This window comes from Pannonibacter anstelovis (genome assembly GCF_036881715.1).
Lineage (GTDB): Bacteria > Pseudomonadota > Alphaproteobacteria > Rhizobiales > Stappiaceae > Pannonibacter > Pannonibacter anstelovis.
Genome location: NZ_JBAKBF010000004.1, coordinates 261,996 through 287,251, shown reverse-complemented (window position 1 = coordinate 287,251; position 25,256 = coordinate 261,996). Strand labels below are relative to the sequence as shown.

24 protein-coding genes are annotated in these 25,256 nt (G+C 63.9%); 5 read left to right on the top strand and 19 right to left on the bottom strand.

Annotation, left to right across the window (positions count from 1 at the left end):
- The 3 genes from V6L75_RS08895 to V6L75_RS08885 all read left to right on the top strand — a co-directional run bounded on the left by V6L75_RS08895 (position 1) and on the right by V6L75_RS08885 (position 2,074).
- Positions 1 to 798, top strand: a complete 798-nt coding sequence (locus tag V6L75_RS08895; RefSeq protein WP_334251146.1) for a peptidylprolyl isomerase — start codon at positions 1 to 3, stop codon at positions 796 to 798.
- A gap of 101 nt (positions 799 to 899) precedes the next feature.
- Complete coding sequence (locus V6L75_RS08890; RefSeq protein ID WP_334251145.1) at positions 900 to 1,520, top strand: carbonic anhydrase; 621 nt, start codon at positions 900 to 902, stop codon at positions 1,518 to 1,520.
- The gene (locus V6L75_RS08885) at positions 1,517 to 2,074 is read left to right on the top strand and encodes a DUF2478 domain-containing protein (RefSeq protein ID WP_334251144.1); all 558 of its coding nucleotides are present in this window, start codon (positions 1,517 to 1,519) and stop codon (positions 2,072 to 2,074) included. The genes V6L75_RS08890 and V6L75_RS08885 overlap by 4 nt, the downstream gene beginning before the upstream one ends.
- On the opposite strand, the gene V6L75_RS08880 is transcribed toward V6L75_RS08885, so the two are convergent.
- The 9 genes from V6L75_RS08880 to V6L75_RS08840 form a co-directional block, all read right to left on the bottom strand.
- The gene (locus tag V6L75_RS08880) at positions 2,061 to 2,996 is read right to left on the bottom strand and encodes an FAD:protein FMN transferase (RefSeq protein WP_334251143.1); all 936 of its coding nucleotides are present in this window, start codon (positions 2,994 to 2,996) and stop codon (positions 2,061 to 2,063) included. The two genes, V6L75_RS08885 and V6L75_RS08880, sit on opposite strands and share 14 nt — an antisense overlap.
- A gap of 13 nt (positions 2,997 to 3,009) precedes the next feature.
- Entirely contained in the window at positions 3,010 to 3,573 is a 564-nt protein-coding gene (locus V6L75_RS08875) for a nitrous oxide reductase accessory protein NosL (RefSeq protein WP_334251142.1), read from the bottom strand.
- Positions 3,570 to 4,391 (bottom strand): ABC transporter permease, encoded by an 822-nt coding sequence (locus V6L75_RS08870; protein WP_334251141.1) that lies wholly within the window; start codon positions 4,389 to 4,391, stop codon positions 3,570 to 3,572. The genes V6L75_RS08875 and V6L75_RS08870 overlap by 4 nt, the downstream gene beginning before the upstream one ends.
- Positions 4,388 to 5,311, bottom strand: a complete 924-nt coding sequence (locus V6L75_RS08865; RefSeq protein ID WP_334251140.1) for an ABC transporter ATP-binding protein — start codon at positions 5,309 to 5,311, stop codon at positions 4,388 to 4,390. Before V6L75_RS08865 ends, V6L75_RS08870 begins: the two co-directional genes overlap by 4 nt.
- Complete coding sequence (locus tag V6L75_RS08860) at positions 5,280 to 6,623, bottom strand: nitrous oxide reductase family maturation protein NosD (protein ID WP_334251139.1); 1,344 nt, start codon at positions 6,621 to 6,623, stop codon at positions 5,280 to 5,282. The genes V6L75_RS08865 and V6L75_RS08860 overlap by 32 nt, the downstream gene beginning before the upstream one ends.
- Position 6,624: 1 nt before the next feature.
- Positions 6,625 to 8,574 carry a TAT-dependent nitrous-oxide reductase gene (nosZ, locus tag V6L75_RS08855; RefSeq protein WP_334251138.1) on the bottom strand — a complete coding sequence of 650 codons (1,950 nt, stop codon included), beginning with the start codon at positions 8,572 to 8,574 and terminating at the stop codon, positions 6,625 to 6,627.
- Complete coding sequence (locus V6L75_RS08850; RefSeq protein WP_334251137.1) at positions 8,567 to 10,861, bottom strand: 4Fe-4S binding protein; 2,295 nt, start codon at positions 10,859 to 10,861, stop codon at positions 8,567 to 8,569. The genes nosZ and V6L75_RS08850 overlap by 8 nt, the downstream gene beginning before the upstream one ends.
- Complete coding sequence (locus V6L75_RS08845; protein ID WP_334251136.1) at positions 10,858 to 11,274, bottom strand: hypothetical protein; 417 nt, start codon at positions 11,272 to 11,274, stop codon at positions 10,858 to 10,860. The genes V6L75_RS08850 and V6L75_RS08845 overlap by 4 nt, the downstream gene beginning before the upstream one ends.
- 336 nt (positions 11,275 to 11,610) lie before the next feature.
- Positions 11,611 to 12,057, bottom strand: coding sequence for a DUF418 domain-containing protein (locus V6L75_RS08840; RefSeq protein ID WP_334251135.1), 447 nt, complete (start codon positions 12,055 to 12,057; stop codon positions 11,611 to 11,613).
- On the opposite strand from V6L75_RS08840, the gene V6L75_RS08835 reads away from it, so the two are divergent.
- Entirely contained in the window at positions 11,971 to 12,753 is a 783-nt protein-coding gene (locus tag V6L75_RS08835; protein WP_334251252.1) for a hypothetical protein, read from the top strand. The genes V6L75_RS08840 and V6L75_RS08835 overlap by 87 nt on opposite strands.
- 31 nt (positions 12,754 to 12,784) lie before the next feature.
- Positions 12,785 to 13,360 carry a TetR/AcrR family transcriptional regulator gene (locus V6L75_RS08830; protein WP_334251134.1) on the top strand — a complete coding sequence of 192 codons (576 nt, stop codon included), beginning with the start codon at positions 12,785 to 12,787 and terminating at the stop codon, positions 13,358 to 13,360.
- On the opposite strand, the gene V6L75_RS08825 is transcribed toward V6L75_RS08830, so the two are convergent.
- From V6L75_RS08825 to dld, 10 genes are all read right to left on the bottom strand, one after another.
- Entirely contained in the window at positions 13,346 to 14,461 is a 1,116-nt protein-coding gene (locus V6L75_RS08825) for an FAD-dependent oxidoreductase (protein WP_334251133.1), read from the bottom strand. The two genes, V6L75_RS08830 and V6L75_RS08825, sit on opposite strands and share 15 nt — an antisense overlap.
- Positions 14,454 to 15,125: an ATP-binding cassette domain-containing protein gene (locus tag V6L75_RS08820; RefSeq protein WP_334251132.1), complete on the bottom strand. Its 672-nt coding sequence runs from the start codon at positions 15,123 to 15,125 to the stop codon at positions 14,454 to 14,456. The genes V6L75_RS08825 and V6L75_RS08820 overlap by 8 nt, the downstream gene beginning before the upstream one ends.
- 2 nt (positions 15,126 to 15,127) lie before the next feature.
- Positions 15,128 to 16,825, bottom strand: a complete 1,698-nt coding sequence (locus tag V6L75_RS08815) for an ABC transporter permease (RefSeq protein ID WP_334251131.1) — start codon at positions 16,823 to 16,825, stop codon at positions 15,128 to 15,130.
- Positions 16,826 to 16,856: 31 nt separating this feature from the next.
- Positions 16,857 to 18,086: an ABC transporter substrate-binding protein gene (locus tag V6L75_RS08810; protein WP_334251130.1), complete on the bottom strand. Its 1,230-nt coding sequence runs from the start codon at positions 18,084 to 18,086 to the stop codon at positions 16,857 to 16,859.
- Between the two features lie 92 nt (positions 18,087 to 18,178).
- A complete protein-coding gene (locus V6L75_RS08805) occupies positions 18,179 to 18,937 on the bottom strand; it encodes a TVP38/TMEM64 family protein (RefSeq protein ID WP_334251129.1) in 759 nt (252 codons plus the stop codon).
- 114 nt (positions 18,938 to 19,051) lie between these two features.
- Positions 19,052 to 19,669 (bottom strand): CDP-alcohol phosphatidyltransferase family protein, encoded by a 618-nt coding sequence (locus V6L75_RS08800; protein ID WP_334251128.1) that lies wholly within the window; start codon positions 19,667 to 19,669, stop codon positions 19,052 to 19,054.
- Positions 19,666 to 21,180, bottom strand: coding sequence for a dihydrolipoyl dehydrogenase family protein (locus V6L75_RS08795; RefSeq protein WP_334251127.1), 1,515 nt, complete (start codon positions 21,178 to 21,180; stop codon positions 19,666 to 19,668). The genes V6L75_RS08800 and V6L75_RS08795 overlap by 4 nt, the downstream gene beginning before the upstream one ends.
- A 152-nt stretch (positions 21,181 to 21,332) precedes the next feature.
- On the bottom strand, positions 21,333 to 22,301 hold the full coding sequence (locus V6L75_RS08790) for a threonine ammonia-lyase (RefSeq protein ID WP_334251126.1): 969 nt from the start codon (positions 22,299 to 22,301) through the stop codon (positions 21,333 to 21,335).
- A 43-nt stretch (positions 22,302 to 22,344) separates the two neighbouring features.
- The gene (locus tag V6L75_RS08785; RefSeq protein ID WP_334251250.1) at positions 22,345 to 23,337 is read right to left on the bottom strand and encodes an ornithine cyclodeaminase family protein; all 993 of its coding nucleotides are present in this window, start codon (positions 23,335 to 23,337) and stop codon (positions 22,345 to 22,347) included.
- Between the two features lie 176 nt (positions 23,338 to 23,513).
- The gene (gene dld, locus V6L75_RS08780) at positions 23,514 to 25,199 is read right to left on the bottom strand and encodes a D-lactate dehydrogenase (RefSeq protein WP_334251125.1); all 1,686 of its coding nucleotides are present in this window, start codon (positions 25,197 to 25,199) and stop codon (positions 23,514 to 23,516) included.
- Between the last annotated feature and the right edge of the window lie 57 nt (positions 25,200 to 25,256).

Below are 25,256 nucleotides of genomic sequence, written 5' to 3'. Positions count from 1 at the left end.
ATGGCCAGCGTTGCCGCCCCCGTCATCACGGTCAACGGAACCGTCATTCCCGCCAGCCGCATTGCGGCTGAAGCGCAGAACCATCCGGCCGCCTCAGGGCGTCCGGGAGATGCCTGGCGCGCTGCTGCAAGGGCGCTCGCCATCCGCCAGCTGCTGCTGGACGAAGCCCTGCGGCGCGGCGTTGCTGCCGAGCCGGAAGATCTTGGCGGCGCCCGCCGCGAAACGGAGGAAGAGGCCCGCATCCGTGCCCTTCTCGACGTGGCGCTGGATGTGGCCCCGCCATCCGAAGCCGAAGTGATGGCCGAATGGCAGGCGCATCCGGAGCGTTACCGTTCGCCGGATCTCTGGGATGCCTCGCATATCCTGTGTGCCGCCGCTCCCTCCGATGCCAAGGCACGGGCGGCGGCGGAAGACCGGGCCGGGCAGATCCTTGCCCGGCTGGAGCGCGAGCCGGAGGCCTTCGCTGTGCTGGCGCGGAGCGAAAGCGATTGCGGTTCGCGTGAGGCGGGCGGCGCCCTGGGTCAGATCGCCACCGGCCAGATGGTGCCGGAGTTCGAGGCAGCGCTGGCAGCTGTGCCCGAGGGCGGTCTGTCGAGTGAGCCGGTGGCGAGCCGTTTCGGCTTTCACATCATCAAGGTCCATGCCCATGCGCCTGGCCAGCCTCTGCCCTTTGCCACGGTCCGGCCAGTCATCGCAGAAGCGCTGGAACGGGCGGCCTGGGCGCGGGCCTCGCGCGATCTCGTTGCGCAGCTTGTCAGCGCGGCGCGGATCGAAGGCATTGCCATGGAGGAAAGCTGATGGGCCAGTCCGAACCCCTCCCGCCTGCCGGCAGTCACGGGAATGGATGCGGCTGCTGCGGCGGGTCAGCCCACCCTCCGGCCGTGGCGCTGGATGCGCTGATGGCGCGCAACCGGGTCTGGTCGGCCCAGCGGCAGGCGGCGGAGCCGGGTTACTTTGCCCGCCTTGCCAGCCATCAGGCGCCCGAGTTCTTCTGGATCGGCTGTTCCGACAGCCGCGTTCCTGCCAATGTGGTGGCGGGGCTTGATCCGGGCGAGGTTTTCGTCCACCGCAACGTTGCCAATGTGGTTCACTCCTCCGACATGAACCTCCTGAGCACGCTGGAATTTGCCGTGGAAGCCTTGTCGATCCGCCAGATCATCATCTGCGGCCATTATGGCTGCGGTGGTGTCCGGGCGGCGACGGAGGACCTGCCACACGGGCTGGCCGATCACTGGCTGGAGCCGGTGCGGCGGCTGGAGCGGCTGCATGCGCTGGATCTTGCCTGCGAGCCGGACCTTGCCGCCCGGCGCGACCGGCTGGCGGAATACAACGTCATCGAGGGCGTGCGCCGTATTGCCGAAACGCCGATCCTGCAGCGGGCCTGGGCCCGGGGCGAGGATATCGCCATCCATGGCCTGATCTATGATCTGACGGACGGGCTTTTGCGCGACCTTCACTGCTCCATGGCCCGCCCGCAGCGGGTTGCCTTGCGGGCTGCCGCACAGGAAGTATCGCCATGAACGAGGCCGTGATGGATTTCCCGCTCGCCTATATCCTCGCAGAGGAAGCCGGGTCCGTTGACCCGGTCCTGCTGGAAGCCTCTGTCCGTCTCAGGGCCGCTGGGGTGAAGCTTGCCGGAACGGTGGCCCTGCCGTCCGCTGTGGAGGCCAGCCATCCGTGCGAAACGGATCTGCTGGTACTGCCCGATGGGCCGCAGATCTGCATTTCCCAGAAGTTGGGCCGTCACTCGCGTGGCTGCCGGCTGGACCCGGCAGCGCTGGAAGAGGCGGTGATGCAGGTGCAGCTTTCCTGTGCCGATGGGCCGGCCGGTGCCTTCCTGCTCAACAAGTTCGGCAGGCAGGAAGGGGAGGGCAGAGGCTTCCGCGATCTCATCGCCGGGCATCTGGCGGCAGGCAGGCCGGTCGTCACCGGCATCAATGGCCTCAATCTGCCCGTCTTTGAGGCCTTTGCCGAAGGCCTCGCCACGCGGCTGCCCTGCGACGTGGAGGCCGTGGTGGAGTGGGTTCTCTCCGTCTCTGGCGAAGCGAAGCCCAGCTTGGTCAGCTCAGGCTGACGAGGTTTGCCTGCGGCACGGCCGCCAGAGCAGCATCAATCTCCTGCCGGTTCATCAGACAAAAGGCAGTGGAGAGAGCGTCGGCGAGGGCTGCGGTTGGGGCGGTGACACTGACCTGCGTCCAGCCCTGCCGGGCGGGCAGGCCAGTGCGCGGATCCAGGATATGCCCCGTGGTGCCTGCCTGATCGAAGGTGGTGCCCAGCGGTGCGGATGTGGCGAGCGCCCGGCCGCGCAGCCTGTGCGATCCCCGCCCGCCTGCCAGCGTCACGTCCCAGTCCCCGCCACCGGGCTGCCCGCCGAGTGCGTGGATTTCGCCGGTGTCGATCAGAATGTCCGTCAGGCCTTTGCCACTCAGCCATGCCGCAATCCGGTCGGCGATATAGCCCTGGGCGATGCCGTTGAGGGTGAGGCCCGCGCCCTTGCGGTCGAGGCGGATGGCATCTGCCTCCAGCTCCACCAAAGGCCAGCCGGTAAGGGCAAGGCTCTGCGCCAGTTCGTCTGCATCCGGTGTCCTGCCTTCAACCGAGGCCTGCGCATAGGCGGCCCAGAGCGGCTGCACCGTAGGGTCGAAGGCACCGTCCGTTGCCCGCCATGCCGCGCCTGCAATAGTCAGGCATTCCAGCATCTCCGGCGCCGGGTCCCTCAGGATGCCGTCGCGGTTGAGGCGGGAAAGGGCGCTGCCGGACCGGTAGAGGCTGAAGATGTTCTCCAGCCGGTTCAGTTCCGTTTCGATCTCCCTGAACAGGCTGTCTGCCTGCGGATGCGCCAGCGTGATGCGTGCGGCGCTGCCGATGGCGGTGCCGCGCCAGGTGCTGACGGGCACGGGCAGGGATGAGGCCAGCGCCGGATGTGCCGCAAGGCTGGCCGCAGAGAGGGCGCAGGCGGAGATCGTGAGAAAGCGGCGGCGTGACAGGCGGGTCATGGTCGCGTCTCCTTCAGTTCAGCGTTGCATTTTCCGGCGGCAGGAAGTTGCCGTCCGCGTCCGTCGCAAATTCCACCGGAGCCAGAATCTCTTCGTCCGGGATATCCTTGAGCGCCACAAGCAGCCCGCCATGCTGGGCGGCAAAAGCTTCGGCCTTCTCGCGGCTGGAAAAGGGCACCAGTTCCGGCGCGCCCATACCGCCCTGCACCATGGTGCCGGTGACATAGATGGCGGCATCAGCGGCGATCCAGTTGTCTGCGCCCGGCTCGTCCCAGCTTGCAGCCTTGCCCATGTCGCTCACATAGATGGCAGTGATGACGCCGCTCTGCTCGGGCATGCGCTGATAGGCGATGGCATCACGCACCTGGCTGAAGAACAGCGGCTTGCCGTCCATGCCCGCCAGGTGCACCTGCGCCTTGGGGCCGGGATGTTCCAGCAGGTTCATCTGGCAGTAATGACCGAGCGAAGTCTCCGTCATGGCCACCGGCGCAGGCCGCTCTACGGCGGTTTCGGGCTGGCAGGCGGCCAGAAGCAGGGCGAGCGGGAAAAACACAAGGGAAAGGCGCTGGCCGGTCATGGGGTGATCCTCCGGAAGGCGGCAATGGCAGCGGCAAAGGCGGCAAAGGCCCAGACAACGAGGGAGAGGAGCGGTTGAACCGCTGGAATGGACCCGGCTGCGCCGCTGATGCCGGAGGCAGCGGCGATGGCCTGCGAGGAGGCAAGGTTGAACAGCCGGAAGGCATCGGCGGGATTGGCCAGCAGCGCCAGCGGAAAGACGCGGGTGGTGAAGACCCCGCCGTCATCGGCGGCCACCCCGGCCAGCAGCGCCAGATCGTAGAGAACGATCATGACGAGCCACAGGGCGATGACGAGCGAGGCCGCCGTGCCGGGCCGCCGGGACAGCGCGGACACGGTGTAACCGGCGCCGAGGAACACCGCGCCCAGCAGCAGCGAGGTCCACGTCAACCGCCACAGGGCGGGAAGACCCCTCACTGCGTCCATGCCGCCGGAAAAAGCCATTGCGGCAGCAATGCCATAACCGGCAGCAATGGCCAGAGCGAGAATGACAAGGTGGGCGGCAAACTTGCCCGCCACCAGTTGCCAGCGCTTGACCGGATAGGTCAGAACCAGGGCCAGCGTGCCGCGCTCCACCTCTCCGGCAATCGCGTCAAAGGACATGAGCAGCGCGATCAGCGGCACCAGATAGACGCTCAGCGAGGTGAGGCTGGCGACGGTGACGCTCAGCCGGTCAGCGCCCAGCTCCCCCATCGGGGCAGAGCCCGCCGCCGAGAGAACGCCGGCAAAGAGCACCATGATGGCCATGGCAACCGCAACCCAACGGTTGCGCAGGGCGATACGGAATTCCGCCGAAGCGGCGGCGAGAAGGCGGCTCATCCTTCGCTCCTCTTGCTGAAATGGGTGTAGATGTCCTCAAGGCTGGGAGGGATGAACTCCACATCCTCCAGAAGAGCGCCCAGCTCCGTCACGGCCCGCAGCACGGCAAGCTTGCGCTCCGGCGGGCAGAGGAGGTCGAGCCGCCTGCCGCTGTTTGCGGCTTCGCCGGTCATCTCTCCCTCCGCCAGCCTTTCCGCCAGCGCCGCCATTGCGGCTTTGCTCTGGCCGGGCGCAAGGGTGAGGTGAAAACGCAAGGGCAGGCGGGCGGAGAGCCGAAGGGCTGCCAGTGTGTCATGGGCCATCAGCTGCCCTTGCGACAGGATGGCGATCCGGTCCGTCCGCGCTTCCACTTCCGTCAGGGCGTGTGAGGAGTGGAGGATGGCCGTTCCCTCCCGCGCCAGATCGTCCAGAATGGCGTAGAATTCCTGCCGCGACACCGGATCCAGCCCGCTGGTCGGCTCGTCCAGCACCATCAGCTTCGGACGTCCGATCAGCGCCTGAGCCAGGCCAACGCGCTGGCGCATGCCCTTGGAATAGGTGCCGATGCGCCTGTTCATCGCCTGCGCCAGCCCCACCCTCTCCAGCAGGGCAGGGCCCTTGGCGGCCGGCTCACCGCGCAGGCGCAGATAGAGGCCGAGCTGCTCGCGTCCGGTGAGGGCCGGGTGAAAGGCGGCATTTTCCGGCAGATAGGCCGTCGCCTCGCGGGCGCGCTGGCTGCCGGGCTGGTGGCCGCCGACCGTCACCGTGCCGCTGCCGGGGGCCAGAAGCCCGAGCACGGTCTTCATCAGGGTCGTCTTGCCCGCACCGTTATGGCCGGTCAGGGCCACCCGCTCGCCCTGCGCCACCTCAAGGCTGACAGCGGCAAGGGCGGTGAGCGGCCCGAAGGTCTTAGTGAGCTGCGAGATCTTCAGGATCGTCATCGGCTTGCTGTCTCTGGCTGGCATCTTCAAGCGCGCGCTGTTCGAGCGCGGCATTGTCTGCGTTCACGGGAATGGTAAAGGGCCGGGTCAGCGGCGCACTGTCGGTGACACCGCCGGGCAGGATGGCGGGGAAGGATTGCTGGCTCCAGCGCACCAGCTGCACCGCTGGTGAGCCCAGCAAAAGCGCGGCGGAGGGCTGGGACCAGAGAATGTGGTCCATCAGGTCATTGGGGCGGAACACGCTGTCGGCGATGCCGTCGCCGTTGAGGTCATAGGCCGTGTGGCCGGACCAGTAGTTGCCCCGTCCTGCCTCGCTCCACTCCACATGCCGCGTGCCGACATATTTCACCTGGGTGCGGTTGGCGATGAAGGCATTGCCAGTGATGACGTTGCGTTCCGAGCCGGCGGTGAAATGGATGCCGGTCTCGCAGCCCTCGAAACGGTTACCGGAAATGCGGTTCTTGTGGGCGTTGTAGATGAAGGTGCATTTTTCCGTCCTTAGCCCGCGCACAAGATTACCGGAGATTATCGCGTTGTTGGCATAGTTCAGCATCAAACCGTGGCGCCGGTCGGCCAGCGACTGGTTGCCCGTCACGGTGATCCTGTTGGAGAACATCAGCGCATAGCCGAGCGTGTTGCCGATGGAGACATTGCCCGAGACTTCGCTGTTGTTGGTGTACATGTAATGGACCGCAAAGCGCAGGTCCCGCATACGGTTGTTGCGGAAGATGTTCTGCTTCGAGGCATTGGCGAAGATGCCATCCCGTCCCCAGCGGATGTCGTTTCCTTCCACGATGGTGCCCGGCGCGTTCCACACATAGACGCCGTTGCCCCGGTCGTTGACATGGCCGCTGCGGCGGCCTTCGATCCGGTTGCCGCTGACAAGGCTGTCCTTCGCTCCGTGCAGGGTGATGCCGTGCAGGTTCCCTGTCAGAAGATTGTCCGTGATCCTTGCATTGCGCGCGCTCTGCGCCACAAAGATACCGCTGCTGATATCCGTTGCATCATTGCCCGAACCGCTGATGGCAAGGCCCGTGACGGTTACATCCGGGCCTGTGATGGTCACCGTGTTTCCGGTGCCATCGCCGGACAGATGCGCGCCCGCCTCGCCTTGCAGTGTCAGCGGGAACCCGAGCGTGACGGGGCCGGGATGGTTTCCCGGCTCCAGCACGAGGATGTCGCCGGGGCTGGCCCCGGCGATTGCCTGCGCCAGCGCGCCCGGCACGGACGCAACCCGCCGCGTCTCCGCTGCCGCCGGAAGGGCGCCAGCAAGGCAGAACGCCAGCAGGAGAAGTGCCGGGCCGCGCTGCATCTCAGGCTTCCTTCGGTTCGACGAACATACGGCCGCGCATTTCCATGTGCAGCGCATGGCAGAACCACTGGCAGTAGTACCAGTAGACGCCGGGCTTGGCGGCGGTGAAGGTTACCGAGGCGGTGGCCTGCGGTGCCACTTCCATGGCGACGCCATGGTCGCCCATGCAGAAGCCGTGGGTCAGATCCTCGATGTCGTCCATGTTGGTCACATAGACGGTCACCTCATCACCCTCCTTCACGGTGAAGGTCTCCAGGCTGAAGGCCGGGGCGACCGAGTGCATGTAGACGCGCACCTTGTTGCCGTCGCGGATCACGTCGGCGGCGTAGTCGAGGTCCACACCATCGGCCTCGGCCTGCTTGCGGGCATCGGCAAAGAACGGATCGTTGCGGTCCCACACATGCACGGGGTTCACCACGGAGCGGTGCACGACGATGGAGTCATGCGGCTCGGCAAAGGTCGGCCCGTCATGGATGAGGGTCAGCTTGTCGCCGTCGATGGCAAAGAGCTGCTCGTTCTCCGGCTTCAGCGGGCCGACGTTGATGTAGCGGTCCTTGGAGAACTTGTTCATCGAGATGTAGTACTTGCCGTCCGCCTCCAGCGTTTCGCCCATGGAGGTGGAGTTGTGGCCCGGCTGGTAGTGCACATCCGTCTTGGAGATGATCGGATCGACCTTCTCGCCCGCAAAGGCGCGCACGGCTTTTTCGATGTTCCAGAACACGACCTGGCTGTCGAGGAAGAGCGTCGTATAGGCGTTGCCCTTGCCGTCGAAGGCGGTGTGAAGCGGCCCGAGGCCCAATTCCGGTTCGGCCACGACGGCCGAGCGCGGGTCTGCGTTCTTGTAGAACACGTCATCCAGCTTGCGCACGTCGATCACGGTAACGGTTGGCGACAGTTTGCCCGCGATGCACAGGTGGATCTTGTCCGGGGCCATGTTGCAGCCGTGCGGGTTGTTCGGCACCGGGATGTAGCGGGTGTAATTCTTGTTCTTGCCCTTGCGGCCGTCGATCACCTTGACGCCGTTCAGCTCGATATAGTCACCGGCGGCGATGCCCTTTTCGATTTCGGCAATGTTGTAGACTACGACATGGTCCCGGTCAGACTTGGTCATGTCGGCAAGGTTCATGCCCATTTCCGAGTTGTAGCTCGTGGAGAAGGCATACTTGCCATCATAGTCGGCGTCGGTGTTGTCGAGGTTGCCCGACACCATCACCTGCCAGGCCACGGTCATCTCGTCGGCGTTGATGGCGGTGTAGAAGTTCACGTACTGGGACGGATCGTCGAGGATCTTGCCGTCATTGACCATCGGGCCCTCATCCTCGCCATTGGCGAAGACATAGTTGGTGCGCGGCCACTTCTGCGGGCGCAGGCCGTGGATGGCCTTGGCATTTGGGATTTCGAGGATCTTGTCGCATTTCATCACGTCGCAGCGCACGCGGGCGACGCGGGTGTTGGCCTTGTCGTTCATGAACAGGAAGCGGCCGTCGTACTTGCCTTCGGTGAAGGACATGTGGACGTGGTGCAGGTCGCCGTTGTCGTGGATCTTCTTGCCGTTGGCGGCGAGGTACTTCTTCGTCCTTTCGGTCATGTTTTCCGTCATGACCTTGAGGGACTCGTTCGTCTGGCCCCAGCCGGTGGCCGAGCAGCGGTTGAACACCGGCACGCGCATCAGTTCGCGCATGGACGGCAGGCCCAGAATGCGCATCTCGCCCGTCTGGCCGGAAGACCAGAAGCCGTAATATTCGTCCAGTTCTCCAGGCGCGACATGGCCGCTTGCCGCGCCGCCCGAGGCTGCCGCTGCGGTGCCCGTTCCGGCCAGAAGTGCGCCGGAACTGCCGGCCGTGAGGGCGACGGCGCCAACGGCAACCGATCCGAGGGCCGCGCCGCCTGCGGCGGTGGCGCCCATCAGCTGGCGGCGTGTGAGGCCGCCGGTTTCATTCGCATCAGACATGTGCTTGTCCCTTTTTCAGGCTTGGCGTGTTGATCACGGGCTTGTGGCCCTCGGACGGGGCCGGGCGTTCGCCCGTGCCGGCCGCTGCCCGCCGCTTCAGCTTGCGCATGACGACGGGGCATCTCGTTTCGGACTGGTAGAGCACCTGGCAATTCATGCAGTTGACGCATTCATTGGGGTTGATCTCACCGGTCGGATGAATGGCCTGCACCGGGCAGGTGTTGGCGCAGGTCTGGCAGGGGTTGCCGCACTCGTGGTAGCGCTTCAGCCAGTCGAACATCCGGATACGGGCCGGAATGGCGAGCGCGGCGCCCAGCGGGCACAGGTAGCGGCAGTAGAAACGCTCGACGAAAAGCCCGGCCACCAGCAGCGTGCCCACATAGAGGAGGAAGGGCCAGCCGCGTGCGAATTTCAGCACGATGGCGGTCTTGAACGGCTCGATTTCCGCCAGATGCTCGGCCTGCTCCAGCGAAGCGAGCGAGACGCCGAACAGGCCGAGGAAGACGATGTATTTCACCGCCCACAGCCGCTCGTGCAGGCCCCAGGGCAGGGTGATCTGCGGCACGCGGAAGGCCCGGGCGATGCGGTTGGTCAGCTCCTGCAGCGCGCCGAAGGGGCACAGCCACCCGCAGTAGGCCCCCCGGCCCCAGAAGATCAGCGCAGCGGCCACCGAGAACCACAGGATGAAGGTCAGCGGATCGAGCAGGAACGCTTCCCAGGTGAAGCCGGACTTCACCGAAGCGGCCAGCGCGAAGATGTTGACCACCGACAGCTGTGCATTGGCGTACCAGCCGAGGAACACCAGCGTCACGGTGAGGAAGCTCATCCGGAACCAGTGCGTCACCCGTGCCGACCGGGTGAGGAAGGTCTGGAAGAAGAAGGCAAAGGTCAGCACCGCCAGCATGATGGTGACACCGGCAATTTCCAGGGTCTTGCTGCGCCAGATGCGCTGCCAAAGCTGCGTCTTGGCGCTGGCTTCGTCATCGATTCCGGCCTGCGGTGTATCAGAGGCCAGGGGCGTTGATGCTGCCGGGTTTTCAGATGGGGCGGGGCTGAGCGTCTTGACGAAGGCCGCCGGGGACTGCCAGCCGAGATCGAAGGTGGTGAACAGCTTCTCGATCGGACCCACATTGCGCTGGACCAGAAGCTGGATGCGGAAGGGCTCAGCCGGGTTGAAGCCCGAGTTTGCCGGGATGCGGAAGATGTCGCGTTCGCTCAGCTCCGGCGCTCCGGCAAGGGCCAGCGGGCCTGCACGCTTGTGGTCCTTGTCGCGGAAGCGGACGGATATGTCGCCCTGAATGAGATGCACCCGGTCGAAGATGCCGCCGCGCACATAGCCCGAGCCCTTGAAGGAATAGCGGCCTCTGGCAGCCAGCAGAAGGGCGCTGTCCCCCGGCTTCAGCCAGGCGTCGATGGCGGCCTTTTCGCCCGGCTCCAGCAGGCTTGCGCCAATGCCGGGAATGCTGACGAGCGTCGCATAAAGGTCGATGAAAGTGGCATCCGCCGGGCCTTCCTCCGGGCGCTCTGCAGCGCGCTGGTCCGGCAGGGCAGCAAAGGCGGCGTTGACCTGTCCGACATCCAGCGACAGGCGGCGGATGGTGCCGTCGCCGGTCTGGGTCAGCCAGTCGTCTGCGGCTTTGGCTTCCGGATCTATGACACGCAGCGGGCCTGCAGCGGGGGCTTCGGTGGAAAGCCCGCCGAGCCCGAGGCTGCGGGCCACCTTGATGCTGGCGCGCACGACGGAATCGTCGATCACCATCACCGTCACGGTGGCGCCTGAAATGATCTTAAGGTCGTGGCTGGAGCCGCCGGAGGCTGCTTCCTTGGCCACGTCGAGGCCCTTGTAGCCCTCGATCAGCTCCACCATCCGTGCCTCGGGAATACCGACCAGAACGATGGGCTCGGCATGTTTCAGCAGCTTTACGCCCTTCAGCAGCCCATCGGTGCCGATGGCCACCATCACGTGGATGGGCTTGCCGGAATAGCCCGTCGTGCCGGCAAAGTCGGAGGTGACGAAAGCATAGGCGATCGTTTCTCCCCCGCGCAGCACGGGCGCGGCGGCAAGATCCGGCCGGACAGGGCCAAAGGCATCTGCCCCTTCCACCAGCGAGGCAGGTGTGACCTGCGGCAGGAAATGGGAAAGCTGTGAGCTGTCCTTGATCTGTTGGGCCACCACCGGCATGGCCGGTGTGATCAGGAGCAGGAAAGCGGTCAGCAGTCCGGCGAGCAGAGTGCGGACGAATGAGGGAGTGGCCGCGGGGGAGGTGCGGAAGCGCAAGTCTGTCATCGGCCTGTCCTTGGCGGTGCGCGCTGGGAGGCGCGCATCAGCACCTGACCGGGTGCAAACGCGGCCGCCCATACTGGCGCTGGCTGGCTGGAGGCGGGGGCGTGAAGGGAAACGGCCGCAGGCGTGTTTCCTGCCGAAGAAGAACACATGAGGCAGCCAAGGCATTGGCCGTCGCAGCAGGGCGCCGAATGGCCGGTCTTCGCATCCTCGTCCAGCACCTGCCCGTGCTCGTCCATCTTGACGATGCGCATACCATCGTCAGTGCAGATGACGAATTCGATGACCTTGGCACTTTGGCCCGTATGGGGCACCCCGGCCTTTGCCCCCATGCCAAAGCCCGTCAGCACCGCTACGGCCAACAGCAGGCAGGCGAGCAGGACGGAAAAGACGGGCCGGGGGACACGGGTGTTCATAGCCCGAGTTAGACCAGCCGGGCCCGAGGTTTCTTTGATTTTTATCAACTTGAGAGACTTAAGTCATTTAAGTTGATGTTTTGCAATTTGACATGGCCAGTCTTTGGCAAGAGGCCCGGAGCGAGCGGCGTCCGGCAGCGGCAACGATCCGCTACGCATGAAGCCGGGCGTGGGAAAGCTCATTTGGGGCAGCCTGAAAGCCGGAAGAGCGGCGCAGACCAGCTGCCGCGATCGCATTTGCCCATTCACGACCGGAGGCCTCGAGCCCGCATGCAGCCTGAGACTTGCGGTGCCAGTTGCGGTGCAAGCCCCTTTGCAAACGGCGGGATTCCAGCGTTATCCATAAGTGACACGGCGCAATAGAAGTTCCAGGGGGCCATGGCCAAAGACACGTGCGAAGGCTGACGTCAAAGCCATGGATAGAGCCGTCAGGCCAAGGGAGAGTGGCAGCAACGCCATCTGGCCAAGCGCTCCGAACAGGCCAAGGCCATATCCTCCGAACACGAGCCCGGCCAGAATGCCCTGCAGGACATAACAGGTGAGCGAGTTTCTGCCCGCGAGAATGATGAAGTCCGGAAGCCTGATCCTGTCAGCGGCCATCAGTATTATGCCGAGCCATGCAAACGCCAGAACCGGGCCGCCGAGAGCGAGGCAGCAGAGGCCTGCGAGCGTTAAGGCTGGTGGCAAAAGGTCCGCATGAAGGCCCAGCAGATAACCGCAGTTCAGGACAAGGCCTGCTGCCAGAAGACGGGGAACCGCCCGTTGCAGCCGGGCAGCGGTCAAGTTGCCTGTTTCAAAGAAACCGGACCTTGCCGCCGCTATTCCTGCGAGGAAAGCGGCCAGTGCAAGATGCCCCTGGAAAAGAACCAGAAAACCGAAGCTGTCTGGCCAGTCCCGCCAGCGCGACTGAACCGCTTCGACGAAGCTGCCGCCAAGGTTTGGGGTATCCGGGGGCAAAATGGCGCCAGGCAGCATGAGACCAAGAAAGAAGAGGCAGGCAGCGGCGACCGGGACAAGCCCGGCAGCCAGTATCAGAAGAATGCGGGTGGGAAGCGGTCTGACGGCCCATGCTGCGAGCCCGAGCAAGGCATAGAGCAGCAGTATATCTCCGGTGAAAACCAGCATGGCATGCAGCATGCCAAGGACGGCAAGGCACGCCAAGCGGCGGCTGAACCGGCGCGCGAAAGACGCACCTTTCTGATTTGCAGCCCGGAATTGGATCTCTATCCCCCAACCGAAGATGAAGGAAAAAAGCAGGAAGAACTTTGCTTGCAGCAACAGCTCCACCAGAAGAACTGCGATCCGGTCGATGCCATCTGCTGGCAGATACAGGGTGGCCTTCACCGGGAGTGCCATGAACGGCAGATTGACCGCCGCAATACCGAACAGAGCGATAGCCCGTACCATGTCTACTGCCTGATTGCGTTCCGTCTGCATTGGGCTATGATCTCCATTGAGCGATTGCTCAATATGTATTGAGCAATCGCTCAATTCGTCAAGAGGGTTTCAGATGACTGCACTGGGCAAGCGTAACCGTATTCTGTCTGCTACCGCCGAACTGCTGATGGAGCAGGGACTCCTGGCAGTGCAGACCCGGATGGTTACGGAGCGCGCCGGCGTCGGGACTGGCTTGCTGAACCACTATTTCCGCTGGCCGGATTTGAGGGCGCAGGCCTGGACTGCGATCTTTGATGTTGTGGCGGCAGATTTGCGCCGCGAGGGCGAAAGCCCGGCGGAGGCTCTGGAGCGGTTCATGAGTGAGAGTTTCTTGCCGGAAGCCCGGCCTTTCTGGCGCTTATGGATCGAGGCAGAGAGCCTTGCAGTGAAAGATGCACAGCTGGCCGAAGCGCTGTCTGCCGCGCGGATGCGCTTGCGCCAGGGTCTTGCAGACATTCTGTCTAGCGGTTCGGTGGACGCCACATGGAAACTGAGCAACCCGCGCGCCACCGCTCTGCGGCTTGAGGCGCTCCGCGATGGTCTGGCTGGGCTGTTGCTGGCCGGAGATCCCGAACTTGATCCGGACAGCGCATGCGAGCACCTGCGCAGCGCATTCAGGCGGGAAGCGGAGAGTTCAGCCGCCACCTGAATAGCGCCGGAGGAAGCGCGTGTCGGTATGATGCTTCCAGAGCCGCACCCAGCGGCCGGATACGGCAAGCCCCCATTTGTCGGCAATCGCGCATCCGCCCGGTAGGGAGATAAGTGTGAGCCAGGCGCGCTGGGGCCGGTAGGGCGTCAGCGGCCTGCCCATGACGCTGTGGTGGATGTTCTGGGCCAGTACTGGCCCCTGCCGCACGGCAAAGACTCCGGCCTTTGGCCTCGGGTCGGGCAGGGAGGCCACATCTCCGGCAGCGAAGACATCGGGATGAGAGACAGACCGCAGCGTGGCGTCCACACGGATGAAACCAGTTGCATCGAGGGCAAGTCCGCTGTCCTGCAGCCAGCCAGGTGCTCCGCTGGAGGTGGCCCAGACCACCTCATCGGCCGCGAGCTGCCTGCCGTCGCGCGCCGTCAGCCGTCCATCTGAAAAGGCAACGGCATCAAACTCCGGATGATGACTGATCCCGGTCTTTGCGAGCTCCCTCGCCACCATGCGCTGCGCAAGTTTGCTGCGCTCCGGCAGCGGGCACTGCGAGCGTCCTGCCAGTGCGATCTTCACCCCGCGCTGGGCGAAGCGCTGCTGCAGGGCAAAGGCCAGTTCAACACCTGCCACCCCTTGGCCAACCACGGCGATCTGCAGGTGCGCTTTAGTGCGGGCGGCCAATGCATCCAGCTGCTCCAGCGCCTGCGTGAAGGTGGAAATCGGCTTCACCGGTATGCCGCCGGACAGGCCTTTCGGCAGTTGAGGCGTTGAGCCTGTGTCGATGGACAGAAGGCTGTACTCAAGGGTGCCTCCGTCCGCAAGCGTCACCGTCCTTGCTGCGGGGTCGATGCCGGTGGCCGCGGTCTCAAGGAATGTCACGCCGCAGCGCCCGCACAGGCTCACCAGATCAATATGGAAATCCTCAAAGCTGTACTCTCCGGCAGCATAGCCAGGCAGCATGCCGGAATAGGGGGTATGGCGGGCCGGGGACACGAGAGTGACCGGACGGGGCAAGCGAGCTCTGCCCAGATACCGGATCACCTCCACATGGGCATGGCCGCCACCAAGAAGCACAACCGGGGCAGGCTCTTGTGCTGCATCAGGCATCTGCGTCTCCTCTCTGGCCGAGGCGGTGCACCGCGCCGCCCGCAGCCTCGGCATCGGCAGCGTCATGGGTGACCAGCAGCACGGGCAGGCCCGCACTGCGCGCTCTTACGAACACCAGACTGCGCATCTGCGCCCGCAAGTCCGCATCAAGCTTGGAGAAGGGCTCATCCAGCAATAGCAGCCGTGGCCGCGACACGAGCACCCTGGCAAGCGCGACCCGTGCCTTCTGCCCGCCGGACAGGGTGGCCGGGTCGCGCCCGGCAAAGCCGTCAAGTTCAATTTCCGAGAGGATTGCAGCCGCGATCTTCTGCCGTTCCGCACTGAGGCGTACCTCGGCGGGAATGGCAAAGGCGACGTTTTCCCCCACGCTCATATGCGGGAAGAGCAGGGGATCCTGAAACAGGATGCCTGCGCGGCGCTGCTCCGGCGGCAGGCCGGAGAGGCTGATGCCATCTGCCAGAACATCTCCGCTGGCATGGAATGCGGGGTCGAGGAAGCCGCCGATATAGGCCAGAAGCGTTGATTTTCCTGATCCTGACGGCCCCATGACCGTCAGGACATGGCCCGGTGCTACATGCGCCGAAAGGTCAATCAGCACCCTGTCTTCATGACGGATGGCCACGTGGCTGAGTCTGAGTCCGGATGCGCCTTCGCGGTCGGGCATGGTCAAATCCTCATGGCGCGGCGGTTGCGGTGAATAAACGCCGGCACCAGCACGGCCAGCGCAAAGGCGAGGAACGGCAGGATGGCCTGCAGCAGCGCATAAACGCCGATCACCCGCCTGTTGCTGCCGGACGCAAGGACGACGGCTTCGGTGGTGACGGTCACAAGGCGTCCTTCACCGATCAGCAGGGTTGGCAGGTATTGCCCTGCCGAAACGGCAAAGCCGACAGCTGCCGCTGTAAGCAGCGGACGCAGCAGCATGGGCAAGCGGATGGTGAAGAGCACCGTCAGGCGCGGTTTGCCGAGCGCTGCTGCAATGATCTCGTATCGCCGGTCAAGCGCCCGCCAGGGACCGGCGAGAGACAGGTAGACATAGGGCAGAACGAAAACCAGATGCACGAGGATGAGCGCCGCCATCCGGTTCTGGCTGCCGCTGCCGATGAACAGCAGCTGCAGGCCGAACACAAATGTGACCTGCGGCACGATCAGCGGCAGATAGAGGATCAGCAGCCCGCGTTCTCCGGCACCTTTCCCTGTCTGGATCTCGCGCTCCAGACAGCCAGAGGCAAGGATCAGCGCGATCAGCGTTGAGGAAATGCCGATGGTGAGGGTGGTCAGAAGTGGTCCGGATATCTGTGGCAAGGCTCCGGTCCAGCTGCGCAATGTGAAATTCTGAGGCAGGAGGGCGGGAAACTGCCACAAGCCTGCAACAGACCAGAGCGCCAGAACGGCAAGGCCCGCAAAGACGGCACAGCCGGTGAGGGCAAGGGTGAACGCGGCAAGGCGGCGTAACAGGGCATCGCGCCTGAACCGCACGCCCCGATCCCGCAAGTGACAGGTGACCGTTCCGCACAGCCGCTCCAGACCGAGCCAGAGGAGAAGAGCCGCGAGCGTTACCGCCAGCTGAGCCAGGGCCCCGGCAGAGGCAAGAAAGCGGACGGAGAGGTCAGGGTCATTCATCCAGTCCACCAGCCGGGCAGCAAGCGTGCCGGGCAGGTTCGGCCCAAGGATCAGCGCCACATCCACAACCGAGGTGGAATAGGCGATGACGGCATAGACCGCAAAGCGGATCTGCCGGTACAGCGCAGGCCAGAGCAAATAGACAAAGCCTGCAACCCGGCCATAGCCGAAAGACGCCGCCAGCCGCCTGGCTCCGGCCAGATCCACCTGCGGCAGCGCTGCCAGTGTGACGAGAAATAGAAACGGCGTTTCCTTGATCACCAGCCCTGCCACCATTGCCAGGCCCCAGGGATCATGCGGGATCAGGATATCCGGCGGCCGGGTGATGCCCGTCAGCGGCGCGGCAAGGCGGATGAGATAGCCGGAGGGGGCAATGAGAAAGGCAAGCCCGAAGGCCGCAGCTGCATGCGGAACGGCAAGCAGCGGCGACAGAAGATGCTGCAGCCGCGACAGAACCGGCGTTCCGGCAAAACCGGCTATGAACAGCAAGGTGAGCAGCAGCGAAAGCGCGGAGGCCGCCAGCCCTGCTGTCAGACTGAGAACAGCGGCTGGCACGATGCCCGGCGTTGCGGCAAGTCTGCTGAAGGCATCCAGGCTGAAGCTCTCGCCGCCAAGAACCGGCAGATAGCCGGCTGCGGGCAGCAGGGTGCCGAGCAGGCCGAAGGCAATGGGCAGAAGCAGCAGGGCAAGCGTCAACAGCACCGCGCCCCTTGCAAGGAGCGCGGGTGCCCGATCGTTCATTGCGGTCTTACGCCCCCCGTCCGCCACAGCGTCAGTTGCCGCTGGCGTAGCGGCGGCGCCATTCCGTCTCGATGCGTTCCATCCAGCTGGCGTGCGGCTCTGCGATCACTGGCCCCAGCTCATCCGGCGCAAGAGTGGCAATCCCCAGATCAAGAGACCGGAATGCCTTGCGGTCCGCCTCGCCGAGCTTGTCCATGGACAGTACGGTCGGGTCTCCCCAGTAGGCAGGATCCTGTTTGCGCAGCTGCGCCTCCGGCGACAGCAGGAAGTTGGCTGTCAGCAATGCTCCTTCGCGGGCATTGGCATTGTAGGGAATGGCGACAAAATGCGTGTTGCCGAGCGTGCCGCCGGAGAAAGTGAAGGAGCGAACCGTATCCGGCAGCTCGCCTGCCCTGATGCCGGCCGAAGCCTCTGCCGGATTGAAGGCAAAGACGATATCCAGCTCGCCATCGGCCAGCTTTTGTTTCATGTCCGGATAGTTCTGCACAAAGGCCTTTCCGGACCGCCAGGCAACCGGATGCAACTCATCGAGAAAGGCAAAAAGCGGCTCTGTATCACGCTCGAAACTGGCTTCATTCACCGGCTGTGCCAGCTTTTCCGGATCTGCGATCACTTCGCTCAAGACCTGCTTCAGGAATGAGGAGCCAATGAAATCCGGCGGTGCAGGATAGGAAAAACGGCCGGGATTTTTCTTCGCCCACGCCAGCAGCTCTCCGGCGCTGTCTGGCAGGGTCTGCGCGTCCGTCCGGGCGCTGTCGTAGAAAAATACCATCTTGGCGCCGCCCCAAGGGCTCTCCAGCCCTTCCACCGGCTCGGTGAAATCCGTGAGAATGGTCGGCTGGTTTTCGGTATCTGCATAGCGCCAGTTGGGCAGGGAGCCGGCCCAGCCGGGCGAGAGCAGCAGGCCCTGCTTTTTCATGGACACGAAGTTCTCGCCATTGATCCAGATGAGATCAACCGAGCCGCCAGTGTCCTTGCCGGCCGTTTTTTCAGCGACCACCTTGGCGACGGCATTGGCCGTATCGTCCAGCTTCACATGCACCAGGGTCACGCCATGGCGCTTGAGCATTTCGGCGCCCACCCATTCCAGATAGGCGTTGATGTTTTCAGAGCCGCCCCAGGCGTTGAGATAGACCGTCTGACCGGATGCGGCCTTTTCGACTTCGGCCCAGCTGGTGACATCTGGAGCAGCCGCGGCTGCGGGCAGAGAGCTTATGGTGGCAGCCAGACCTGCTGCCAGAAGGCCGTTGCGCAAGCGCATGTTCCGTCAAACTCCGTTCGCGGCCCGGAAAAACCCCCGGCGGGCCTTTGTATCAAAGCATGGCCCGGGCGGTCAGGCCAATCTGTTGCGGCTCAGCCCGGGCCAGCCCTGTGCCTGCGGATCAGCTTCACCAGTGTGGGAAGGAGCGCAAATGCGGCCAGCACGAAAAAGGCGAGGGTAATGTCGCGCGTCACCAGATCCGAGAGTTGTACCTCACGGCCCGATGCCTTTGCAGCCAAAAGCACGCTGTCCACGCCTTGGCCGAGATAGGCATAAGCAAAGGTTCCGGGCAGGATCCCGAAAAACGTCGCCGCCACGAACCGGCCAAGGCTGATGTCGAAAAGGGCGGCGGCTATGTTGACCACGAAAAACGGGAACACGGGCGCCAGGCGGATGGCAAAAAGATAGCCGAAGGCATTCTCCCGGAAACCGTCTGCCAGCGTCTTCATGAAGCCCTTGACCCTGTGGCGCAGGAAGCCGCCGAAGGCTGAGCGCGCAGCGAGGAAAACGAGCGAAGCGCCGACTGTTGCGCCGGCAGCAACCAGCGCGCCGCCAGCGAGCCAGCCAAAAAGGAAACCGCCGAACAGGGTCAGGATGGATGCAGCGGGAAAGGAAAAGGCGACCGCTAGAATATAGATCACGAGGAACAGGGTGGCGGACCACAGCATATGGGCCTCCACATAGGCCCTGAGCGATGTCCGCTGCCCGGCAAGGTAGTCGAGGCTCAGATAGTCTTGCAGACCGAGCATATAGCCGGTCACGAGGCCGGCAACGACAAGCACGGCAGGTGCGAAGCGCCACGGGTTGCGCTCTACAGGCAGCTTCTGTGTGTCTGTGCGGGGTTCGCTCATGATTCCTGTCTGCGCAAGCATCTGATGCCTGCCATATTGCGCAAAGCTGTTCGTCCGTGTGGTCACTATGGCTTGATCAGCTCCAGCTGCAGCCTCAGACGGACGCAGGCCGCATCATGGCCCATCTTGAGAAAAGGCAACCCAGCCCTGCCGCCAGCGGATGAGGGTGGTCAGGCCGCAGAGAGCGGCAAAACCATAGGCGATCACGGCAAAATGACCGGGAAACAGGCACATGGCGGTAAAGACAGCGATTGTCTCGAAGCCCTCGGCAAGCCCCCCGGCATAGTAGATGCCTTTGGTGGGAAACTCCGGCGCCTTGCGTCCGAGCTTTGCCGCAACGGCCGAGAAGGCCAGAAAAGACGAGCCGGTGCCAACGAAGGACACAATCAGCACGGCAGCGGGCAGGGCATGGTCCTGCGGTGCCTGAATGGCAAAGCCGAGCGGGATAAGCGCATAGAATACCATATCCAGCGCGATATCGAGATAGGCGCCCCGGTCCGTGGGGCCGTGAATGCGGGCTACGGCCCCGTCCAGCCCGTCGAGCAGGCGGTTCAGCAGGATGAGCAGCAGCGCCGGCAGCCATTGGCCAAAGCAGAGCGCGCCAAAGGCACACACCCCAGCTACGAAGCCGGTGATGCTGAGCTTGTCTGCGCTGATGCCACGGCGGGCGAGAAAACCGGCCAGAGGCTGCAGGGCGGCGCGCTGCAGAGGCAAGAGGCGGGCGTCGATCATCCGCGCCTCCAGGTGTGGAAGCGCTCCAGAAGAGACAGCAGGAAGCCGTTGACATGGTTGCGCCGCCATTGGCCCGCCGTCATCTTTCCGGCCTCCGCCAGTGTCGGGTAGATATGAATCGTGCCGAGAATCTTGCCGAGCCCATGCCCATGTTTCATGGCAAAGACGAATTCCGCCAAGAGGTCACCGGCATGCTCCCCGGCAATGGTGACGCCAAGGATTCTGTCCTTGCCAGGCACCGTCAGCACCTTGACGAAACCATGGGCTGAGCCGTCGGCAATCGCCCGGTCGAGATCATCCAGCCCGTAACGCGTTACTTCATAGGGGATGTTCTGCGCCTTCGCCTCGGCTTCGGATAGCCCCACCCGGGCGACTTCCGGGTCGGTGAATGTCGCCCAGGGAATGATGCTGTAATCGGCCTTGAGGCGCTTGAAATCCCCAAACAGGGCATTGATGGCCGCAAACCAGGCCTGATGCCCCGCCACATGGGTGAACTGATAAGGGCCCGCTACGTCACCTGCCGCCAGAATGTTTGGGTGGAGCGTCTGGAGGTATTCATTGGTCTCCACAACCCTTTCCGCCCTGATGCCGAGCTCTTCCAGCCCGAAGCCCTTGAGGCGCGGTGCGCGGCCCACGGCGACGATCAAGTCGTCAAAGATGACGCGCTTTTTGCCGCCTGCATGCTCCACCTCGATCCACTTCTCCCCGGTGTCCTCCACGCCGCAGGCCGCTGCCTTGTGGCCGGTCAGAACCGTAACGCCATCGGCTTGCAGCGAGGCCGTGACCAGTGCGCTTGCATCCTCGTCCTCGCGCATCATCAGGCGGGGCGCCATTTCGATCTGAGTCACGATGGAGCCAAGCCGGGCGAAGCTTTGTGCCAGCTCGCAGCCGATCGGTCCGCCGCCAAGCACGGCCAGGCGCTTGGGCGCTTCCTCCCTGCCGCGCAGCTTCTCCCACAAGGTATCGGACGTGAGATAGCCGGTTTTGTCGAGGCCGGGGATGGGCGGCACGAAGGGCTGCGCGCCGGTGGCAAGGATGATGGCGCGCGTGGTCAGCCGCTGTGTTCCGCCGCCGTTCAGGGCGATCTCGACCGTCCACGGATCGACAAGCCTTGCATAGCCTTGCAGCACCTCGACGCCGAGGCCGGTGTAGCGCTCGATGCTGTCATGGGGTTCGATTGCGGCGATCACCTGGTGCACGCGTTCCATCACGCGGGCAAAGGGCACCTTGGGCTCAACTGCCTCAAGGCCGTAGCGGTCTGCGTGGCGCATCTGATGGGCGGCCTTTGCGCTCCGGATCAGTGCCTTCGAGGGGACGCAGCCGAAGTTGAGGCAATCGCCCCCCATCTTGTGTGCCTCGACAAGCGTAACCTTCGCCTTTGCCGCTGCCGCAATATAGGAAGACACCAGCCCGGCAGCCCCTGCGCCAATCACGATCAGATTGCGGTCGAATCGTTTCGGCTTCGTCCAGCCGCTCCCGGCTGCCACCGCCTCTTTGCCAGCCAATGCCATGGAGATCCTTCAAAAAATGCGGCGCTCGAAATTCGGGTCAGCCACAATTCTATCAGGGTTTCCTGGGCCGGTGCATCACGTCTTGGTTTTCAGCTGCAGCGAACTCCGGGCGCCGCATTGGCAGCCCGGTCAGCCGTGGCCAGTCTCAAGGGTCAGAGCCTGTTGTAGACGTCCGCGAGGCTGCTCAGATCCCAGTTGCCGCCGGTGAGGATGGCGCAGACCTTTTCACCCGGCGTCAGGCTGATAGATCCGGCGAGCAGGGCGCCGATGCCGATGGAGGCAGCGGGTTCTGCAATCAGTTTTGCATCCCTTGCCAGCACCTGCATGCCCTCGACGATGTGCGCGTCTTCGACGAGGACAATCTCGTCGACGTATCTCTCGATAATGGGATAGGGGTTGCGGCCCGGAACGCTGATCCGCAGGCCGTCTGCGATGGTGTCCAGAAGCGGCAGGGAGGTGGGCTCACCGTTCAGGCGGCTGTGGTAATATTTCGGGGTCAGGGCGGGCTCGGCGCCGATGACCCGCACTGAAGGCTTGAGTTCCTTGAACGCGGTCGCCACGCCCGAGATGAGACCGCCGCCGCCCACCGGCACGATGACTGTGCTGACATCCGGCAGATCCTCAAGGATCTCGCAGGCCATCGTCCCCTGGCCGGCCATCACCAGCGGATCCTCGAAGCCGTGCACGACAGTGTAATTGTTGCGCTCCGCGATGTCGTAGACCTGCTTCCAGCGGGAGGCATTGTCCCCGTCAAACAGGATGACTTCAGCGCCCAGAGCCTCAGTGTTGGTGATCTTCAGCTTGGGAGTTGTCACCGGCAGGACCAGAACCACCTTCACGCCCAGCATCTTTGCCACATAGGCCAGTGCCTGGGCATGGTTGCCCGACGAACTGGAGATGAGGCCCTTCGCGGTTTCCTCCCGTGGCAGCGACAGAACTTTGTTCAGGGCACCCCGGATCTTGAAGGCGCCTGTGACCTGAAGGGTTTCCGGCTTGAGGTGGAGTTCGCAGCCCAGCCTTTTCTCGATCTTGTCCGCCCGCAGCAGCGGGGTGTGGCGGATATGCGGCTTCACCCGCTCTCTTGCGTCGTGGATATCCTGGAGCGTCGGGTAGTTGCGCATGCTGGGGTGGCCTTCTGACAGTCCGGAGGGCGGAGGATATAGATTACTGGAAGAAGCTGAACCAGGTGCCGGCATTGCGTGCGACGGCGTTGTCATAGATCTTCCGGGCGGCCGTATTGTCCTGAATTGCCATGCCGGTGGAATCGAAAATGGTGATTTCGTCATCCCGCTCGCGGCCCGGCTTGTGCCCCAGCAGGATTTCGCCGATCTCGCCGTGGATCTGCTCCTGCGTGATGATGCCCGCATTCAGCGGATGCCAGGTTTCGCCCTTGCTGATGCACTGGGAGAGGGAGTCCACCACGATCCGGGCGCCGCGGAAAATCTCAGGCTCGAATTCCTGCTTGCCGTGCTGATCCGTGCCGATGGCGATGATGTGGGTTCCGGGCTTCACCCAGCCCGCTTCCACCACTGGCCCCGTACCCCGGGTCACCGTGATCAGGATGTCGGCCGCTGCCACGGCGTCTCTGGCGCAAGCGGCAGCGGTGACGGGGATGCCAAACGCCTGCTCGATCTCGTCCTTGAAGGCAGCGAGCTTTTCCGGTGTCCGGCACCAGGCGTGGATCTCACCAATCGTCATCACTTCGCGGATGGCGCGGATCTGCATCCTGGCCTGATTGCCGGTGCCGATCACCGTCACCGTCCGGGCATTCTTGCGCGCCAGCGTCTTCACGGAGACGGCGCCCGATGCGCCCGTTCTGAGCCCAGTGAGAAGGCTTCCATCCATGACGCAGGCCAGCGCGCAGCTTCTGGCATCAAACAGGAGAACGGTTCCCATACCGCTGGGCACGCCGTGCTCTGCCATGTTATGCGGGAAGCCGCCAGAGGAGGCTTTCAGCGTGATGGTTTCATTGGCCTGATTGTATCCTGCCTTGAAGTCGATCTCTCCGCGCGGGGCAGGCAGATGCAGGCCCATGTAACCGGGCTGCTGCACCAGTCCGCTGCTGAAGGTCTTGTAGGCATCCTCCACGGCGCCGATGACCTCGGCCATCGTGATCAGGCCTTTGACGTCTTCCTTCGTAAGCAGCAGTGTCTTCATCATGCGGTCCTGCCCGGAGCAATCAGCCTTGCCGAAGACCGCACTCCTGCAGCAGAAGGCGGCCTCTCCTTTTGCGGCGTAGTGTTGCATCGCAGAGGACGCAGAAAATGCTGATTGGGACCATTCAGCCAAATTTCCGGCGGGCGGGGCGCCGCCCTGCCGCATTCAATTGAGGCCTAGTGCCAGTGGCGGCACTTTGAGGTTTTGCCGATGCCGGGGTTGAAGGTGTTGGTGGGGTCGAGGCTGCGGTAGAAGTCCTGCAGCGCGGGCTTTGCCTCATAGAGATGGCCGACATTGTGCTCGGCCGGATATTCCGCGCCGCGCGCGTCCAGCAGGGCGCAGATCTCGTGCTCCAGCGCTTCGCAGTCCACACCCTTCTTCACCAGATACTCCTGATGCATGACGTGGCAGAGGAAGTGGCCGACATAGATCTTTAGCGCCATCTTGTCCGAAATCTCATCCGGCAGGGTCTCGAACCAGTCGATGGTGTCACGCGGCAGGGCAACGTCGAGGGCAACGATATCCTCCACCGTGCGGCTATGCACCGCCCGGTAGCGCACCACGGCGCTGCCCACGGTGAAGCGGTTGAGGAAGGCGGCCTTGCCTTCGGCCTCCGTGCATTCGATGAAGTTGCCCGCCTTGCTGGGAAAGAGGGAAGCGAGGTAGTCCCGCGTCTCGGAGATGCAGCCATCGCCTGCCCGGATCATCAGATGATGCGGATAGGTGTCACGGCAGTCGATCAGCCGTTTTGGCATCTGTTCTGGCAGGAAGCGGCTGGCGAATTGCAGCAGGTGATCGGACACAGCCTTGCCGAGGCCGAAGCGCTCCGTCAGGCCGTCGAACCAGCTCTTGGCCGCAAATGCGCGGGGCACGTTGACGGTGCCGAAGGTGCGGATGAAGAGATAGAGATCCTTGCCCCAGACCTGTGCCGCACGGAAGGCGTCCGCATGCATGTATTCCCCGGCAATGGGCAGGTTCTTGAAGTTTGCCAGAATATGCCGCCGGATGGCCTGCAGCTCAGCCGGGTCGCTGGTGCCGATGTAGAAGACCTTTTCCTCTTTAGCCACCGCGAAGGTATCCAGCCGAACGGCAAAGACGCCGATCTTGCCGGCCGAACCTGACGCCTCATAGTGGCGGCGCGGATCGGCGTTGAAGCGGGCGGGCGTGTGGGCGGTAATATCGCGCACATGGTCCTTGTATTCGATGTCGGAAGCCTGTGCCCCTTGCGGAAAATCCACGTCCGCCTCGGTGTAACTGCCCGCATCCAGCCGGGTGAGGATGTCCAGCGGCTGGCCGCCAAGGCGGATGCCGAGGTGATTGACGAGGTGCAGCCGGCCCTGCGCATCGACCTGTGCAAACAGGGACAGCTGGGTATAGGCCGGGCCGCGCTGCACCAGCGAGCCGCCGGAGTTGTTGCAGATGCCCCCCGTCACCGATGCGCCGATGCAGCTGGAGCCGATGACCGAATGCGGTTCCCGGCCGAGGGGCTTCAGCATGCGTTCCAGCTGATCGAGCGTTGCGCCCGGCATGCACAGCACCTGCCGCCCGTGGTCGAGAAGGTCAATGCGCCTGTTGCGCAGGGTGGAAATGATGACGATGGGGCGGTCATAACCATCCCCGAAAGGCGTGGAGCCGCCGGTCAGCCCCGTGTTCGCCGCCTGAAAGATGATGGCAACGTCTGCAGCGACGCAGGCCTCCAGCACACGCCACTGTTCCACCAGCGTGCCGGGCTCGACTGCGGCCAGAATCTCGCCGTCGCCATAGCGGTAGCCCCTGCGGAAGCGCCGGGTGCCCCGGGCGCCGGTGTGAACATAGCGGCGGCCAACGATATCCTGCAGCTGTTGGATCAGGGAGCCGGTCATGTGGGCAAACTCTTCAAGATGTGAGCAATCCGGCCTGCCCCGAAGCCGGGGCAGGCG

What these genes read in the sequence shown, in the direction of transcription:
- V6L75_RS08895 (WP_334251146.1), top strand. Translation starts at nt 1, where the DNA reads ATGGCCAGCGTTGCCGCCCCCGTCATCACGGTCAACGGAACCGTCATT.
- V6L75_RS08890 (WP_334251145.1), top strand. Translation starts at nt 900, where the DNA reads ATGGCGCGCAACCGGGTCTGGTCGGCCCAGCGGCAGGCGGCGGAGCCG.
- V6L75_RS08885 (WP_334251144.1), top strand. Translation starts at nt 1,517, where the DNA reads ATGAACGAGGCCGTGATGGATTTCCCGCTCGCCTATATCCTCGCAGAG.
- V6L75_RS08880 (WP_334251143.1), bottom strand. Translation starts at nt 2,996, where the DNA reads ATGACCCGCCTGTCACGCCGCCGCTTTCTCACGATCTCCGCCTGCGCC.
- V6L75_RS08875 (WP_334251142.1), bottom strand. Translation starts at nt 3,573, where the DNA reads ATGACCGGCCAGCGCCTTTCCCTTGTGTTTTTCCCGCTCGCCCTGCTT.
- V6L75_RS08870 (WP_334251141.1), bottom strand. Translation starts at nt 4,391, where the DNA reads ATGAGCCGCCTTCTCGCCGCCGCTTCGGCGGAATTCCGTATCGCCCTG.
- V6L75_RS08865 (WP_334251140.1), bottom strand. Translation starts at nt 5,311, where the DNA reads ATGACGATCCTGAAGATCTCGCAGCTCACTAAGACCTTCGGGCCGCTC.
- V6L75_RS08860 (WP_334251139.1), bottom strand. Translation starts at nt 6,623, where the DNA reads ATGCAGCGCGGCCCGGCACTTCTCCTGCTGGCGTTCTGCCTTGCTGGC.
- nosZ (WP_334251138.1), bottom strand. Translation starts at nt 8,574, where the DNA reads ATGTCTGATGCGAATGAAACCGGCGGCCTCACACGCCGCCAGCTGATG.
- V6L75_RS08850 (WP_334251137.1), bottom strand. Translation starts at nt 10,861, where the DNA reads ATGACAGACTTGCGCTTCCGCACCTCCCCCGCGGCCACTCCCTCATTC.
- V6L75_RS08845 (WP_334251136.1), bottom strand. Translation starts at nt 11,274, where the DNA reads ATGAACACCCGTGTCCCCCGGCCCGTCTTTTCCGTCCTGCTCGCCTGC.
- V6L75_RS08835 (WP_334251252.1), top strand. Translation starts at nt 11,971, where the DNA reads ATGAAGGCCCAGCAGATAACCGCAGTTCAGGACAAGGCCTGCTGCCAG.
- V6L75_RS08830 (WP_334251134.1), top strand. Translation starts at nt 12,785, where the DNA reads ATGACTGCACTGGGCAAGCGTAACCGTATTCTGTCTGCTACCGCCGAA.
- V6L75_RS08825 (WP_334251133.1), bottom strand. Translation starts at nt 14,461, where the DNA reads ATGCCTGATGCAGCACAAGAGCCTGCCCCGGTTGTGCTTCTTGGTGGC.
- V6L75_RS08820 (WP_334251132.1), bottom strand. Translation starts at nt 15,125, where the DNA reads ATGCCCGACCGCGAAGGCGCATCCGGACTCAGACTCAGCCACGTGGCC.
- V6L75_RS08815 (WP_334251131.1), bottom strand. Translation starts at nt 16,825, where the DNA reads ATGAACGATCGGGCACCCGCGCTCCTTGCAAGGGGCGCGGTGCTGTTG.
- V6L75_RS08810 (WP_334251130.1), bottom strand. Translation starts at nt 18,086, where the DNA reads ATGCGCTTGCGCAACGGCCTTCTGGCAGCAGGTCTGGCTGCCACCATA.
- V6L75_RS08805 (WP_334251129.1), bottom strand. Translation starts at nt 18,937, where the DNA reads ATGAGCGAACCCCGCACAGACACACAGAAGCTGCCTGTAGAGCGCAAC.
- V6L75_RS08800 (WP_334251128.1), bottom strand. Translation starts at nt 19,669, where the DNA reads ATGATCGACGCCCGCCTCTTGCCTCTGCAGCGCGCCGCCCTGCAGCCT.
- V6L75_RS08795 (WP_334251127.1), bottom strand. Translation starts at nt 21,180, where the DNA reads ATGGCATTGGCTGGCAAAGAGGCGGTGGCAGCCGGGAGCGGCTGGACG.
- V6L75_RS08790 (WP_334251126.1), bottom strand. Translation starts at nt 22,301, where the DNA reads ATGCGCAACTACCCGACGCTCCAGGATATCCACGACGCAAGAGAGCGG.
- V6L75_RS08785 (WP_334251250.1), bottom strand. Translation starts at nt 23,337, where the DNA reads ATGAAGACACTGCTGCTTACGAAGGAAGACGTCAAAGGCCTGATCACG.
- dld (WP_334251125.1), bottom strand. Translation starts at nt 25,199, where the DNA reads ATGACCGGCTCCCTGATCCAACAGCTGCAGGATATCGTTGGCCGCCGC.